The organism is Acuticoccus mangrovi (genome assembly GCF_016411865.1).
Classification (GTDB): Bacteria; Pseudomonadota; Alphaproteobacteria; order Rhizobiales; family Amorphaceae; genus Acuticoccus; species Acuticoccus mangrovi.
In genome coordinates this window covers 21,457-35,421 of the sequence record NZ_JAEKJA010000027.1, presented here as the reverse complement: position 1 = coordinate 35,421, position 13,965 = coordinate 21,457, and the positions used below count along the sequence as shown (strand labels likewise).

At 68.0% G+C, this 13,965-nt stretch carries 10 protein-coding genes and 1 pseudogene; 8 read left to right on the top strand and 3 right to left on the bottom strand.

Features of this window, described 5'->3' with window-relative positions:
• Window positions 1-5: 5 nt before the first annotated feature.
• The 5 genes from JCR33_RS22160 to JCR33_RS22140 all read left to right on the top strand — a co-directional run bounded on the left by JCR33_RS22160 (window position 6) and on the right by JCR33_RS22140 (window position 4,991).
• A complete protein-coding gene (locus JCR33_RS22160) occupies window positions 6-575 on the top strand; it encodes a helix-turn-helix domain-containing protein (protein WP_232372765.1) in 570 nt (189 codons plus the stop codon).
• Between the two features lie 281 nt (window positions 576-856).
• Complete coding sequence (locus tag JCR33_RS22155) at window positions 857-1,912, top strand: ABC transporter substrate-binding protein (RefSeq protein WP_198884321.1); 1,056 nt, start codon at window positions 857-859, stop codon at window positions 1,910-1,912.
• Window positions 1,887-2,969, top strand: a complete 1,083-nt coding sequence (locus JCR33_RS22150) for a FecCD family ABC transporter permease (protein WP_211110514.1) — start codon at window positions 1,887-1,889, stop codon at window positions 2,967-2,969. The genes JCR33_RS22155 and JCR33_RS22150 overlap by 26 nt, the downstream gene beginning before the upstream one ends.
• Window positions 2,962-3,717: an ABC transporter ATP-binding protein gene (locus JCR33_RS25415; RefSeq protein WP_198884320.1), complete on the top strand. Its 756-nt coding sequence runs from the start codon at window positions 2,962-2,964 to the stop codon at window positions 3,715-3,717. Before JCR33_RS22150 ends, JCR33_RS25415 begins: the two co-directional genes overlap by 8 nt.
• Window positions 3,714-4,991 carry a hypothetical protein gene (locus JCR33_RS22140; protein ID WP_198884319.1) on the top strand — a complete coding sequence of 426 codons (1,278 nt, stop codon included), beginning with the start codon at window positions 3,714-3,716 and terminating at the stop codon, window positions 4,989-4,991. Before JCR33_RS25415 ends, JCR33_RS22140 begins: the two co-directional genes overlap by 4 nt.
• Window positions 4,992-5,442: 451 nt before the next feature.
• Here the strand turns inward: JCR33_RS22140 and JCR33_RS22135 are convergent, their stop codons facing one another.
• A complete protein-coding gene (locus JCR33_RS22135; protein ID WP_211110513.1) occupies window positions 5,443-5,721 on the bottom strand; it encodes a hypothetical protein in 279 nt (92 codons plus the stop codon).
• Window positions 5,722-6,423: 702 nt separating this feature from the next.
• Between JCR33_RS22135 and JCR33_RS22130 the strand changes: the two genes are divergently transcribed.
• Window positions 6,424-8,178, top strand: a complete 1,755-nt coding sequence (locus JCR33_RS22130; protein WP_198884317.1) for a methyl-accepting chemotaxis protein — start codon at window positions 6,424-6,426, stop codon at window positions 8,176-8,178.
• A gap of 345 nt (window positions 8,179-8,523) precedes the next feature.
• On the opposite strand, the pseudogene JCR33_RS22125 reads toward JCR33_RS22130, so the two are convergent.
• Window positions 8,524-9,480: pseudogene (locus JCR33_RS22125) on the bottom strand (aldo/keto reductase); the annotation flags it as partial.
• Between the two features lie 91 nt (window positions 9,481-9,571).
• Here JCR33_RS22125 and JCR33_RS22120 point away from each other — a divergent pair.
• Both JCR33_RS22120 and JCR33_RS22115 read left to right on the top strand, forming a co-directional pair.
• Window positions 9,572-10,129 (top strand): TetR/AcrR family transcriptional regulator, encoded by a 558-nt coding sequence (locus tag JCR33_RS22120; RefSeq protein ID WP_198884315.1) that lies wholly within the window; start codon window positions 9,572-9,574, stop codon window positions 10,127-10,129.
• A gap of 129 nt (window positions 10,130-10,258) precedes the next feature.
• The gene (locus JCR33_RS22115; RefSeq protein ID WP_198884314.1) at window positions 10,259-12,400 is read left to right on the top strand and encodes a methyl-accepting chemotaxis protein; all 2,142 of its coding nucleotides are present in this window, start codon (window positions 10,259-10,261) and stop codon (window positions 12,398-12,400) included.
• Window positions 12,401-12,528: 128 nt separating this feature from the next.
• On the opposite strand, the gene JCR33_RS22110 is transcribed toward JCR33_RS22115, so the two are convergent.
• A complete protein-coding gene (locus tag JCR33_RS22110; protein ID WP_198884313.1) occupies window positions 12,529-13,923 on the bottom strand; it encodes an alpha,alpha-trehalose-phosphate synthase (UDP-forming) in 1,395 nt (464 codons plus the stop codon).
• Window positions 13,924-13,965: the final 42 nt, after the last annotated feature.

The following is a 13,965-nucleotide window of genomic DNA, read 5'->3' as shown; positions in this document are numbered from 1 at the left end:
TGGATATGTGGCTCGGCGAGCAATTGCGCCTGCGCCGCAAGCAGTTGCGCAAGTCGCTGAAGGAAGTTGCCGACGGCGCGGAGATCTCGGTCAGCCTGCTCAGCCAGATGGAGCGCGGGTTGCGGTCGGTCTCGATCCAGACGCTCCACGGCCTCGCCGAGGAGCTCGACACGCCGATCGAGACGTTCCTGGCGAACCTCCACGTGGAGGCCGACCAGACCGACGACGCGCGGGGCGCGGTGACGCGCGCCGGCAGCCACCGCAGCGTCGACTCGGCCAAGCTCGGGGGGATCCACAAGGAGATCCTGACGCCGCCGGTCGCGAACGGAAGCAACCTGCAGCTCTATCGGGCGGTGATCGAGCCGGGCGGGTCGACGGGCCCGACCTTCTTCACCACGCAGACGGGCCACCAGATCGGCTACGTCGTCAGCGGCCAGCTCGAGCTTCAGCTCGCCGAGCGCCTCCTGAGCCTCAAGACGGGCGACAGCTTCTGGTACGACAACGCGATGCCCCGCCGCTGGCGCAACCCCGGCGAGGAGCAGGCCGTGGTCCTCTGGGCCGTCAGCGCCGTCTGACGAGGCGCGCGCACGCGGGCGAGGCGCGCGCGGGCCGATCCCCGCGCCCGGGCGGTCCCGACCTCCCCATGCGACCGAACGCGCGCGGCGCCATGCCCGCGCAGCCCCCGACCGCTGCGCCCGAGCGGCGCCATCCGCCCTGCGCGGGCGTTTGCAAATCACCATGGGAATGTGTATCCGACGGGTCGAGTTTTAGAGATTGTATCCCACACGATAACAATACTCTGAAACTGAAGTTGAAATAACTTCAAACTAGGCGCGTCCACACAAGGAACCGTCCCGTGAAGCCAGTCACCGTCGCTGCGATCATCGCCGCCGGTCTCGTTCTCACCGCCGAGACCGCTGCGGCACAAGTCGAATTCAAGGATCACCGCGGCAAGGAAATCGTGCTCGACGCGCCGCCGCAGAAGGTGGTGACCATCGTGCGCTCGGGGCCGATCCTCTATCGCGCCGTCGACGGCTCGGCCGACCACATCGCCGCCGTCAACCAGAGCTTCTTCAAGCGCGACTACGTCGCCGGCCTCTACGGCGAGCTCCTGCCCGAGCTCGGCACACTCACCCCCACCGCGGCGATCGAAGGCTTCGTTCCCAACATCGAGGCGATCCTCGAGATCGCGCCCGACGCCGTCATCCAGTGGGCGAGCGAAGGCGCCGAGCCGCTGGAGCGGGTCGGGCTGAACGTCATCATCTGGGACTGCTGCACCGCCGAGCAGCGGCGGGACTATGTCACCCTCACCGGCCACCTCACCGGCAAGGAGGCGCACGCCAAGGCCATCCTCGACCTGCAGGACGCCTCGGCCGCGACCATGCGCGAGACCTTCGCCGCGATGCCCGACGCCGACAAGGTGAGCGCCCTCTATATCGACCAGTTCGGCGACCAGATCCGCATCATCGCCAACGGATCGCTGGACCTCTCCCTGAGCGGCGTCACCAATCCGGCGGCCGACGACACCGGCCAGTGGTGGCAGACGATCGATCTGGAACAGCTCTTCGCCTGGAACCCGGACATGATCCTCATCCCGCCCTACGCCCACGACCTCACGCCGGCGAGCTTCTACGGCAACGCGCTCCTCGCCGATCTCGACGCGGTGAAGAACCGGCGCGTCTACAAGATCCCCGCCTTCGCCGGCTCGCCCGACGCGCCGGAGATCTTCCTGTCGTCGCCGTGGCTCGCCGCCGTCGCCCACGGCGCCGACACGGTGCCGCAGCTGCGCGGAGAGATTCACGACGCCTACGCCGCCATCTACGGCATCGACCTCGGCGCGGCGCAGATGGACAGCGTCCTCTACATGGATCAGAACGCCGCCTCCGATGGCTACAGCGCCATCTTCCGATAAGCTCGCCACACCCGCGGTCGGCGGCCGAGGGCGGCGCGCCGGCTCGCTCGTCCTGCTGCCGCTCCTCCTCGTCCTGCTCGTCGCCGCGATGCTCTATTCGGTGACGATCGGGCGCTACGACGTCAGCCTGCACGAGGTCGTCTCGATCCTGTGGAGCAACCTCGTCCCGGGATCGGACGCGCAGCACAGCCAGATCGCGCAGACGGTGGTGGAGAAGGTGCGGCTGCCGCGCATCCTCGCGGCGGTGCTCATCGGCTTCGGCCTCGCGATCTCCGGTGCCGCGCTGCAGGGGCTCTTCCGCAATCCGCTGGTCGACCCGGGGATCATCGGCGTCACGGCCGGGGCGGGCTTCGGCGGCACGCTCGCGATCCTCCTCGGGGTGTCCGGCTACGGCCTCCTCGCCATCGCCTTCGGCTTCGGCATCGCGAGCGTCGTGGTGGTGAAGTTCCTCGCCACCGTCGGCGGGCGGACCTCGCTCCTCATGCTGGTGCTCGCCGGCGTCGTCGTCTCCGCCTTCTTCGCGGCGGCGATCTCGATCGCCAAGCTCCTCGCCGACCCGTTCCAGAAGCTGCCGGCCATCACCTACTGGCTGATGGGCAGCATCGCGTCCAACAACTACGGCGACGTTCTCCTCCTCGCCGTGGCGGTCGCACCGTCGGCGCTGGTCATCTATCTGCTGCGCTACCAGATCAACATCATGTCGCTCGGCGAGGAGCGGGCCCGCGCGCTCGGCACGCCGATCGCGACCGTGCGCTGGACGATCCTCCTCGCGAGCGCCTTCATCTCGGCCGGCGTCGTCGCGACGAGCGGCATCATCGGCTGGGTCGGGCTCGTCATGCCGCACGTGGCGCGCACCTTCGTCGGCGCCGATCACCGCCGCGTCCTGCCGGCGACCGGGCTGATCGGGGCGATCTATCTGCTCCTCGTCGACGACATCGCCCGCACCGCCACCACCGCCGAGATCCCGCTCGGGATCATCACCGCGCTGATCGGCGTGCCGGTGTTCGCGCTGATTCTCAGGCGGCTCCACTCCCACGGCGGCTGGCGCGGTGATTGAGGTCGAGGGGCTCGTGGTGAGCCGCGGCGGGCGGCGCGTCATCGAGGGTTGCGACTTCGTCGTGCCCAAGGGAGGCATCCTCGCCGTGCTCGGTGCCAACGGCGTCGGCAAGACCACCTTGCTGATGACGCTGATCGGCGTGCACCGTCCCGACGCCGGGCGCTGCACCGTCGGAGGGCGGACCGGCTACGTGCCGCAGCTCTACGACGTCGCCTTCTCCTACACCGCGATGGACATCGCGTTGATGGGGCGGGCGCGCCATGTCGGCCTCTTCGGTGCGCCGCGCCAGCGCGACTACGCCGTCGTGCGCCGCTTCTTCGCCCTCATGGGGATCGCCGATCTGGAGGAGCGGACCTTCAACACCCTCAGCGGCGGCCAACGCCAGCTCGTCATGATCGCCCAGGCGCTCGCCTCGGAGTGCGAGGTGCTGATCCTCGACGAGCCCTGCGCCGCCCTCGACTACAAGAACCAGCGCATCGTGATCGACCTCCTCGACCGCCTCAGCCGCGAGCACGACCTCACCGTGGTGTTCACCACGCACGCGCCGCAGCACGCGGTGGAGATCGCGAGCGACGTGCTGTTGATGTACCCCTCTGCTCCGCCGCTCGGCGGGGCGCGCGCGGACGTCCTCAACGCCGCCAACCTCAGCGCCCTCTACGGCGTGCCGATCGGACGGGCCGACTTCGTGGGGCGCGAGGCCTACACCTACGCGCCGCTCTACGGCCACGCCGGCGACACGGCGCGATGAGCCCGCGCATCGCCTTCCTCCACGGCGGCAACAACGCCCAGCTGCGCAGCTTCGAGGACTTCTCCCACCACCTCGACGATCTCGTCTATCTGGACGACCTGCCGGGCTGCGACCTCCGGCACTATGCCGCCGTGATCGTGCCCGATGCGATGGACAGCGTGCGCATCGCCGCGCATGGGCCCCAGCTCAACGACTATGTGCGCGGCGGCGGCTTCCTCGTCGTCTTCTTCCAGGGCGAGGCGGACTGGATCGACGTCGTCGACCTCGCATGGTGGCCGAGCACGATCCGCGACTGGCTGTGGTGGACGAAGGGCGGGAGCGTCGAGATCCACCAGAACGAGCCGCGCCATCCGATTTGCGAGGCGATCCCCCTCGCGGCGATGACCTGGCACTGGGGCGGCGCCTACGCGCCGCATCCGGACGCGGTGCCGATCCTGTCGCTCTGCGACGGCACGGGCTCGCTCTTCCTCGACATCAAGGTCGGCGAGGGCGGCCGGCTGATGGTCGCGACGCTCGACCCCCACCTTCACAACGGCCAGCGCTTCATGCCCGCCGCCACGCGCTTTCTGCAGGGCTTCTATCCATGGCTGAACCGCGAGCTCGGGATCGTCCGCCCGGCGCCGAGCCGCGTCACCTATCTCCAGTGCGTCCACACGCTCGACAACTGGGAACCGGCGGCGACGGCCGCGAGCCTCGAGGCGGCGGGCTTCTCGTTCCGCGTCCACCCGCACCGCGCGCTCGACGAGGAGGTCCTCGCCGCGACCGACATCCTCTACTTGCCGTCGAACTACGACGAGTTTTTCCTCGCCTCCCGGCGCGCGGCCCTTCTCGCCTATCTGGAGCGCGGCGGGTCGATGATCATCTGCGGCGAGCCCCACACCGCCTTCCTGCCGTTCCTGTCGCGCTTCCAGGCCGTGCCGGCGCGGCCGTTCACCAACCTCAAGGTGCGCGTGCGCGACGACCGCGCCGGCGTCTTCGCCGACATGCCGGAGGACTTCGACGGCTGGCAGGGGGTGTTCGGCCAGTATGCGCGTGGCTGGAGCGCGATGCCGCCGGGGGCGATCTGGCTCACCGACGTCGGCCCGCCGGACGATCCGAAGCCCGCCGACTGGCTCTGGCGCTATCCGAGCGAGCGCGGCACCGGCGGTTTCGTCCTGATGCACAACGGCGACAACCTGATCCGCTACCCCGACCACGGCCCGACGAAGAACCACCTCGTCCGCAGCATCTGCCAATCCCTCCGCGCCCTGAAGACGGGAGCGACGGTAATCTGACGGTGTCGCCGGGGGAGCGCCCGGCCGGCCACGGCAGCGCGGACGAACCGTGTGCCGAAGGAGCGAGCGCCGGGTTCGGGGGCGACTTTGCGGAGAGCGGCGGTTGTGACCCATTCCGGTTGTTCACTCAAACGTGAACGACCTCGAATAGCGGACATCCGGTTGCTTAGCCCGTCGAGTCTGAGAACGGGAGGTTATGGAACCGAGCCGGTCCCGTTTCGAAACCGGGCATCGGCAGTCCATCTGAAACAGTTTACATCAGAAGTGTTTCAGATGGAGCATAGGCGACCTGAGATAAACTGATCGCCGATTGGTGGCGACTTCGCTTAGTCAGCCAAGCGTAAATACATTTTTCCAGAACGAGCCATCATTGGCAGCGGAGGCCCTGCCGATTCCTCGCAGACCATACGCTTATAAAGAGCGCCAAAGTCTCATCACATACTGCGCTGTATCAGCGTGATCCAATCCAATCACACATCCAACCTTCAGCAACGTATGTCCCATCTTCGCAGCAGGCCCCATAATCGAGGGGGTGCTTCTCAAGCACACCCGGATCGGAAGACAGTGAAAAATTATCAACATACAGGTTAATACCCATACGCTTCAGCACCTCGCTCATTTCTAAGCGTATCTCCTTCATGTTGTCGTTTAATATCTTCAGGTACTCTTTTTCTTTATTCGTCAGTCGATCTTCAGGTTTGATCTGAGAAGATTTAGATTCCACGAGCATGCCTTCCTAAATTCATAATCATCAACAATTACCGTCCTTTCGGCTTCGTTTCAACCCGTCGCCGAGGCTACCCACGCAGCTTCATCTGAAGGCTGCTACTCGCCCCCTTCTGTCTCGGAAACCCGTTGAAAGGCAAAAAAAGGACTCAGTATAAATCTCGGATTACTGTGCCAGGGGCGCGGTTATCGATGCCGTCATCGGATTGATCGTTGGTTAATCGCGTAAGGTATCCCCGAGTGCGTGAAACAGAATTGTAGCATCTGTTTCGGTAGCGGCGACTAGTCCCGTGAACCGTCAATCTAGGAACTGCGTCCATAATCATATGATAATATCCTTTATCCATTGATTAATTGAACAATATCGAGCGGTGCCATGGGTTCAGGTCCGAGCGTCTGCTTTGGTACTGATGGGTTGCGCTTGTTACGCTCGCAATTGGCACGATCCCGCCCATCGTTGCCGCCATCGCCCAGCCCCCCGTCGCGCATGGCCGCTCATCCGTTGCCCGCCGATCGGGGCGCAAGGCCGCTGTCCCTTGCTGCATGGGCTCGGCCGGACCGGCAGAGCGTCGCTCAGCAAGCCCGCTCGGAGCGAGACGGGCGGCGGCGGGCGCCCGAAGCGCCGTCGGTACCACCGTCCAAGCCTCGGTCACGCTAGATCGCCTATGACGTCGGGGCGACACTCACGACGAGGTGGATCACCAGGATGGGACAGGGATTGCACGCCGCCACGCTGCGCGCCGACATCGGCATCGGGCCACGTCACGGCGCCGGCGGATCGTTTCTCGACAACCTCAAGATCTCGCGGAAGCTCCTCTTCGGCTTCGGGGTCCTCGTCGTGCTCGTCGGATCGATCAACGCCTTCACCCTCGAGCGGCTCGGCTTCCTGAACAAAAGCTCGCAGTGGCAGACCCACACCTACGAGGTGCTCGGCCAGCTCGATCGGGTGCTCCTCGCCATGGTGAACCAGGAGACCGGCCTGCGCGGCTACCTCGTCGCCGGCGACACCGCGTTCCTCGAACCCTACAACGCCGGCGTGCGTCAGTACGAGACCGCCTTCGGCGCCGCGAAGACGCTGACCGCCGACAACGCCAAGCAGCAGGCCCGTCTCGATCGGCTGAACGGCCTCGCCATGACCTGGCGCGGGGACATCGCCGAGCGCGAGATCGCGCTGATGGGCAATCCCGCGACGCAGGAGCAGGCCCGCGCCATGGAGAGTTCCGGCGCCGGCAAGGCCTCTATGGACGGCTTTCGCGCGCTCCTGAGCGAGATCGCCAACGTCGAGCGCGACCTCCTGTCCGTCCGCGAGGAGGCGCAGGCGGGCGCGACCACCAGCGCCACCAGCGTGATCGTCGTCGGCTCGCTGGTGACGGCCGGGCTCTTCTGCCTCCTGGGGCTGATGCTCGCGAAGACCATCGCACGCCCGATCGGCATGATGACCGCCGTCATGCATCGCCTCGCCGCCGGCGACGTGTCGGCCGAGGTGCCCTCGCAGGAGCGTGGCGACGAGATCGGCAAGATGGCGCAGGCGGTCGAGATCTTCCGCGAGAACGCGATCGAGCGCATCCGCCTGGAGGAGGGGCAGAAGGCCGACGCCGCCGCGCTCCAGCAGCGCGGCAACCGGATGACGGAGCTGTCGGCGCGCTTCGAGGCGACCGTCGGCGGCGTCGCCGAGGGGGTGCTCCACGCGGCCGGCGAGCTCGACGTCACCGCCAAGGCGCTCGGCGATACGCTGTCGCAGACCGCGCAGCAGGCCCGCACCGTGGCCGACGGCGCCGAGCAGGTGGAATCCACCTTCGAGACGATCGCGAGCGCCGCGGCGGAGCTCTCGTCCTCGATCAGCGAGATCCGCTCGCAGGTGACCCAGTCGGCCGAGATCACCTCCGACGCGGTGGCCGAGGCCGGCCGCACCAACATCGAGATGGGCCAGCTCGCCGAGACCTCGCAGCGGATCGGCACGGTCGTCGGTCTCATCCGCGACATCGCCGAGCAAACCAACCTCCTCGCCCTCAACGCCACCATCGAGGCCGCGCGGGCGGGCGAGGCCGGCAAGGGCTTCGCGGTGGTGGCGACGGAGGTGAAGAGCCTCGCCGAGCAGACCGGCAAGGCCACGGAGGACATCACCCAGCAGATCAGCGGCATCCAGGCCGCCACGCGCAGCTCCGTGACGGCGATCGAGGCGATCGGCCAGACGGTGGAGCGGATCGCCGCGATCGCCTCGTCGATCGCCGCCTCGGTGGAGGAGCAGGGCGCGGCGACCGAGGAGATCGCGCGCAACGCGAGCCACGCCTCCTCCCACACCCGCGACGTGACGGCGAACATCAAGGTCGTCAGCGCGTCCACCCAAAGCCTCAACGAGCGCGCCGCGAAGGTGCGTCAGTCGTCGGCGGACCTGTCACGCCGCGGCGAGGACCTGCGCAAGGAGGTCGGCGACTTCGTCGGTGCCATCACCGCCCTGTAGCGGCTGCGGATCTGCCCTCGCACGCAGAGCGGGGGGGCGCGCGGGACAACGCGCGGAGAGCAAGGAGCACGGCGCCGACATCTCCTCGGAGCGCCGGCGGCGTGCAGCCAACGCCGGACCCGTCCCCGGCGTCCGCGCCGCGACCCGCGCCACCCGTCGACGCGGGGCGTGTCGGGAGCATCGGCGACGCGAGATGGCTTCGGAGGAGGGCCGCCCTCGCGGGACGGCCGCCGCGGCCGGCCCGGCTCCGTCCCGGCGAGCTCAACTATCGGCGGGTCTGATGCCCACCCGCTCGGAGATTTCTTTGATCACCTTCGGATCGGAGACGCCCTGAAAGTCGTAGCGCGGCGTGTAGGGTGCTTCCAGCCGCGCGGCCTCGTCGTCGGTGAGCGTCAGGTTCAGGGCGGCGACGGCGTCGTCGATGTGATGCGGCTTCGTCGCACCGATGATCGGCGCGGCCACCACCGGGTTGCGGCGAAGCCAGGCCTGCGCCACCTGCGCCATCGACACGCCACGCGCATCGGCGACGGCCTGCACCGCGCCGACGACGGCCCGGTCCGCCTCCTCGGTGCCCGCATAGAGCATGCCCTGGTAGGGGTCCTTCTGCGACCGCGCCGTGCCTTCCCCCCAAGGGCGCGAGAGACGGCCGCGGGCGAGCGGGCTCCAGATCATCGTCCCGACGCCCCAGTCGGCACAGAGCGGATGCATCTCCTTGTCTTCCTCGCGCGCCAGCAGATTGTAGTGGTTCTGGAGCGTGATGAACCGCGCCCAACCGCGCTCCCTCTGCAGATGCAGAGCCTTGGAGAACTCCCAGGCCATCATCGAGGAGGCGCCGAGATAGCGCGCCTTGCCGGCCTTCACCACGTCGTGGAGCGCCTCGAGGGTCTCCTCCCACGGCGTTTGCGGGTCGGCGCGGTGAATCATGTAGATGTCGACATAGTCCATGCCGAGCCGCTTCAGCGAATGATCGATCTCGGTCATGATCGCCTTGCGCGAAAGTCCGCGCCCGTTGGGGCCGGAGCGCATCTCGTGACGCACCTTGGTGCACACGACGAGATCGTCACGGTTGCCGAAGTCCTTGAGCGCACGGCCGAGGATCTCCTCGCTCGAGCCCTGCGAATACATGTTCGCCGTATCGAAGAAGTTGATCCCGAGATCGAGCGCATGGCGGATCATCGCGCGGCTCTCGGGCTCGGGAAGGGACCAGTAGGGGTGTCCGCGGGCCGGCTCGCCATAGCTCATCGCGCCGATGCAGATCGCAGACACCTCGAGGCCGGTCGGACCCAGTTTGACATATTGCATGATGGTCCCTCTCTCTGGCATGCCGAAGCGGAGACATCTCCGCTTCGGCACCGCTTAGCGGAGATCTCTCCGTTTAGTCAAGGAGGGGCCCGTGAGCGACCAGAACGACGTCCGCCGGTCGGATGCGCTGGCGAACCGCAACAAGATCCTCGACGCGGCGCGGGATGCCTTCGCCCGGTCGCCCGACGCTTCGCTGAACTCCATCGCCAAGCTGGCGGGTGTCGGGCCGGGGACGCTCTACCGCCACTTCCCCAATCGCGAGGCGCTGGTGATCGGCGTCTACCGGCACGAAATCGAGGCTCTCGTGACGCTTGCGCCGAAGCTGACGGCGCAGCATCCGCCGGTCGAGGCGTTTCGGCTGTGGTGTGACCGGCTGGCGAGCTACGGCCGGGTCAAGCACGGGCTGACGGACGTGCTGCATTCGGCGGCGGCCGCCCCGGTCCATGCCGAGGTCTATGGGCCGATGGTGGGCGCGGTCGGTCACCTCGTGACGGCGTGTCAGGCCGTCGGCGCGTTTCGTCCGGACATCGAGGCCGAGGACGTGCTGCTGCTTCTGGCGTTTCTCTGGCGCATCAAGGACCCGGATGCGGACCCCTCTCAGGCGGAGCGGATGCTCGATCTCGTCATCCGTGGCCTGGAGGCACGCTGACGGCGAAGCGGCCGCCCGGCGCTCGTGTCAGGCTAGCTGAAAGTCGAGGCTGGCATGTAACCATTCCTCTATACTCTCGTTCTCCGCCCTGAACTCCGCTCAATGTTTCAGTTTGCGAAGGGTGGCGACATGTTGGGGAAGTACAGAATTTCGCGAAAGCTTCCGATCGTCGTGGCGGCGGCGACGATCATCGCCGGCGGTGCGGTCGGGGCCGTGGCCTACGTCGAGGCGCGCCGCGCGATTCTCGACGCGCGCACCGACGCGATCGTCGGCGTGACCGAGGCCCGGGCCGAGCAGCTGGAAGAATATCTGAGCGGCATTCGCGAGAACCTCGTCGCGGTCGCGGCACGGCCGCAGACCCTCGAGGCGATCAAAGCCTTCGACGCCGACTGGACCGCGCTCGGCGACGACGCGATGCGGCGCCTTCATAACGCCTACATCACCACCAACCCCCATCCGACGGGGCAGAAGGAGAAGCTCGACGCCGCCGACGGCGGAACCGCCTACGACGCGACCCACGCCCGCCATCATCCCTGGTTCCGCTCGCTGCTGCAAAACCGCGGCTACTACGACGTCTTCCTGTTCAATGCTGCGGGCGACCTGATCTACAGCGTCTTCAAGGAGGCCGACTACGCGACCAACGTCAACACCGGCCAGTGGCGCGACACCGACCTCGCCAACGCCTTCCGCGCCGCACTGCGCGAGCGCACCGGCGAGGTCGCATTCTTCGACTTCCGGCCCTACGCCCCGAGCGCCGACGCGCCCGCGAGCTTCATCGCGACGCCCGTCGTCGACGGCGCGGGGCAGGCGGTGGGCGTGCTCGCCTTCCAGATGCCGGTCGGGCGCCTCAACGCCATCGTCCAGTCAGCCGCCGGCATGGGCACGACCGGCGAGACCTACCTCGTCGGCGGCGACCTCGCGATGCGCAGCGACTCCCGCTTCACCGGCACCGGCGAGATCCTCGCGACGCGGGTCGACACCGACGCGGCGCGCAGCGCGCTCGCTGGTGAGAACGGCGCCGGCGCGGCGACGGGCCGTCGCGGCGCGCCGGCGCACGCGGCCTGGTATGCGCTCGACTTCGAGGGCACGCGGTGGGCGGTCGTCTCCGAAATCGACGACGGCGAGATGCTGCAGAGCGTGGTCACGCTGCGCAACCACCTGCTGCTCGTCGGCCTCGGCGTGCTCGCCATCGTCGCGCCGGCGGGGCTGTTCTTCGCGCGCAGCATCACCGCGCCGCTGACGCGCATCCGCGACGCGATGGGCACCATCGCCGATGGCGACATCCACACCCCGGTCACCGACAAGGAGCGTGGCGACGAGATCGGCGACATGGCCCGCGCCCTCGACATCCTGCGCGACAGCCGGATCGAGGCGGAGCGTCTCGCCGCCGAGCGGGAGGCGCGCCAGGCCGAGGAGGTGGAGCGGGCCGAGCGCATGGCCGGCCTCGCCGACCGCTTCAAGGCGACGTTCACCGATCTCGTGGAGGGGCTCGGCACGTCGGCCGGCACGCTCGACAAGACGGCGCAGTCGATGTTCCGCGTGGCACAGGACACCAAGGAGCAGTCGAGCACCATCGCCGACACCTCGGAGACCACGGCGGCCAACATCGCCAACGTCGCCTCGAGCGCCGAGCAGCTGACGAGCGCCATCCGCGAGCTCAGCCAGCAGATCACCCATGCGAGCGGCTCGACGCAGATTGCCGCGAGCGGCATCGAAAGCGCCTCGCGGCAGATCGAGACGCTGCAGTCCAACTCCGCCCAGATCAGCTCCATCGTCTCGACCATCAGCGCGATCGCCGCCCAGACCAACCTCCTGGCGCTCAACGCCACCATCGAGGCGGCGCGGGCGGGCGACATGGGCAAGGGGTTCGCCGTCGTCGCGCACGAGGTGAAGTCGCTCGCCGAGGAGACCGCGCGCGCCACCAACGAGATCTCGACCCAGGTGGAATCCGTGCAGGCTCAGATCCGCGACGCGGTCGCCGCGATCCTGGAGATCGGCCAGACGATCCGCGACGTCAATCGCGCGACCGGCGCCATCGCCGCGGCGGTGGAGGAGCAGAGCGCGGCGACGGAGGAGATCTCGCACAACACCAACACCTCGGCGTCCAACATGCAGGCGCTCAAGGTCAGCGTCGGCAACGTCAACGTCGCCGCGAACTCGGCGGGGGTCGCCGCGGACGACGTCCTCGCCGCCGCCCGCCAGCTCACCGAGCAGGCGGCGAACCTCAACGGCGAGGTCAATCAGTTCCTCGCCGAGATGACGGCGGCCTGACCCGAGCCAGCGGCTCGACGATCACCGACCGGCCGGCGGCCCGCCTCTCGCGCGTGCCGCCGGCACGTCGTTTGCGGGCCGGCACGGATCCTCGCACGGGCGGGCGCGCCGACGGCGGGCCGGCGAGCCTACCCGTCGGCCTCGGCGGGGGTGTGGATCTCTACCAGGCGGTCGAGGAAGCGGCGCGACCAGTTGGAGGCGGTGTTCGTCATCACCTTCGCGTTGAGCGCCGTCCAGCGCTCCTTGCGCTCCTCGAGCGGCATCTGGATCGCCCGGCGCAGCGCCTCGGCGAGCTCGTCGATGGAGTAGGGGTTGACGATCAGCGCCTCGCGCATCTCCTCCGCCGCCCCGGCGAAGCGGGACAGCACCAGCACGCCCGGGTCCTCCGGGTCCTGCGCCGCAATATACTCCTTGGCGACGAGGTTCATCCCGTCGCGCAGTGGCGTGACGAGCCCCACCGCCGAGGCGCGGTAGATGCCGGCGAGCGCCCGGCGGGGGAAGGAGCGGGTGATGAAGTGGATCGGCGTCCAGTCGAGGTCGGAGAAGCGGCCGTTGATGCGCCCCGACAGCCCCTCGAGCAGCCGCTGGATCTGCGTGTAGGCGCGCACCTCGGAGCGCGAGGGCGGGGCGATCTGCAGCAGCGAGACCTCGCCCTTGTGCTCGGGATAGAGCTCCAGAAGCCGCTCGAACGCCTCGAAGCGCTCCGGCAGCCCCTTGGAATAGTCGATGCGGTCGACGCCGACGATCTGCTTGCGCGTCTCGAGCTCGCTGCGCATCAGCGTGAAATTCTCGCGCCCCTCCGTCGTCTCGTGGAAGGTGGAGAAGGCCTCGCCGTCGATCCCGATGGGGAAGGCGTCGGCGACCACGCGCCGATCCATGGCGGCGATCGAGCCGTCCTCCAGGCGCTCCCCGTCCACCTCCTCGAGGAGGTAGCGCTCGAAGCCGGACAGGTGCTGCGAGGTCTGGAAGCCCACGAGATCGTAGGCGAGCATCGCCTTGACGATGTCCTTGTGGTTGGGCAGCGCGGTCAGCACCTCCGGCACCGGGAAGGGGATGTGCAGGAAGAAGCCGATGGGGTTCTCGACCCCCGCCGCGCGCAGCGTCTCGCCGAGGAAGAAGAAGTGGTAGTCGTGCACCCACACGATGTCGTCGGGCCGCAGCAGCGGCACGAGGCGCGAGGCGAAGCGCTCGTTGACCCGCCGATAGCCCTCCTCGAGCCGCCGGTCGAAGTCGGTCAGGTCGAGGCGGTAGTGCAGCGTCGGCCACAGCGCGCGGTTGGAGTAGCCGGCATAGAACTCGTCGTAGTCGGCCTGGGCGACGTCGATGGTGGCGGTGGAGACGTTGCCGTCCTCGTAGAGGCGCAGCGGGCTGTAGGTGCCGTCCTCGGACACCTCGCCCGACCAGCCGAACCACAAGCCGCCCCGCTCGCGCAGGACGTCGACGAGGGCGACGGCGAGGCCGCCGGCCCGACCCGTGTCGGTCAGCGGGCCGACGCGGTTGGACACGATAACGATGCGGGTCATTGGCTTGGCCTCTTCTTCGTTACCGTTTTCGGCGTCGTTGCA

Excerpts from the sequence above, each read along its gene's own strand:
- JCR33_RS22135 (WP_211110513.1), bottom strand. The coding sequence starts at position 5,721 with ATGCTCGTGGAATCTAAATCTTCTCAGATCAAACCTGAAGATCGACTG.
- JCR33_RS22160 (WP_232372765.1), top strand. The coding sequence starts at position 6 with ATGTGGCTCGGCGAGCAATTGCGCCTGCGCCGCAAGCAGTTGCGCAAG.
- JCR33_RS22115 (WP_198884314.1), top strand. The coding sequence starts at position 10,259 with ATGTTGGGGAAGTACAGAATTTCGCGAAAGCTTCCGATCGTCGTGGCG.
- JCR33_RS22140 (WP_198884319.1), top strand. The coding sequence starts at position 3,714 with ATGAGCCCGCGCATCGCCTTCCTCCACGGCGGCAACAACGCCCAGCTG.
- JCR33_RS22130 (WP_198884317.1), top strand. The coding sequence starts at position 6,424 with ATGGGACAGGGATTGCACGCCGCCACGCTGCGCGCCGACATCGGCATC.
- JCR33_RS22110 (WP_198884313.1), bottom strand. The coding sequence starts at position 13,923 with ATGACCCGCATCGTTATCGTGTCCAACCGCGTCGGCCCGCTGACCGAC.
- JCR33_RS22150 (WP_211110514.1), top strand. The coding sequence starts at position 1,887 with ATGGCTACAGCGCCATCTTCCGATAAGCTCGCCACACCCGCGGTCGGC.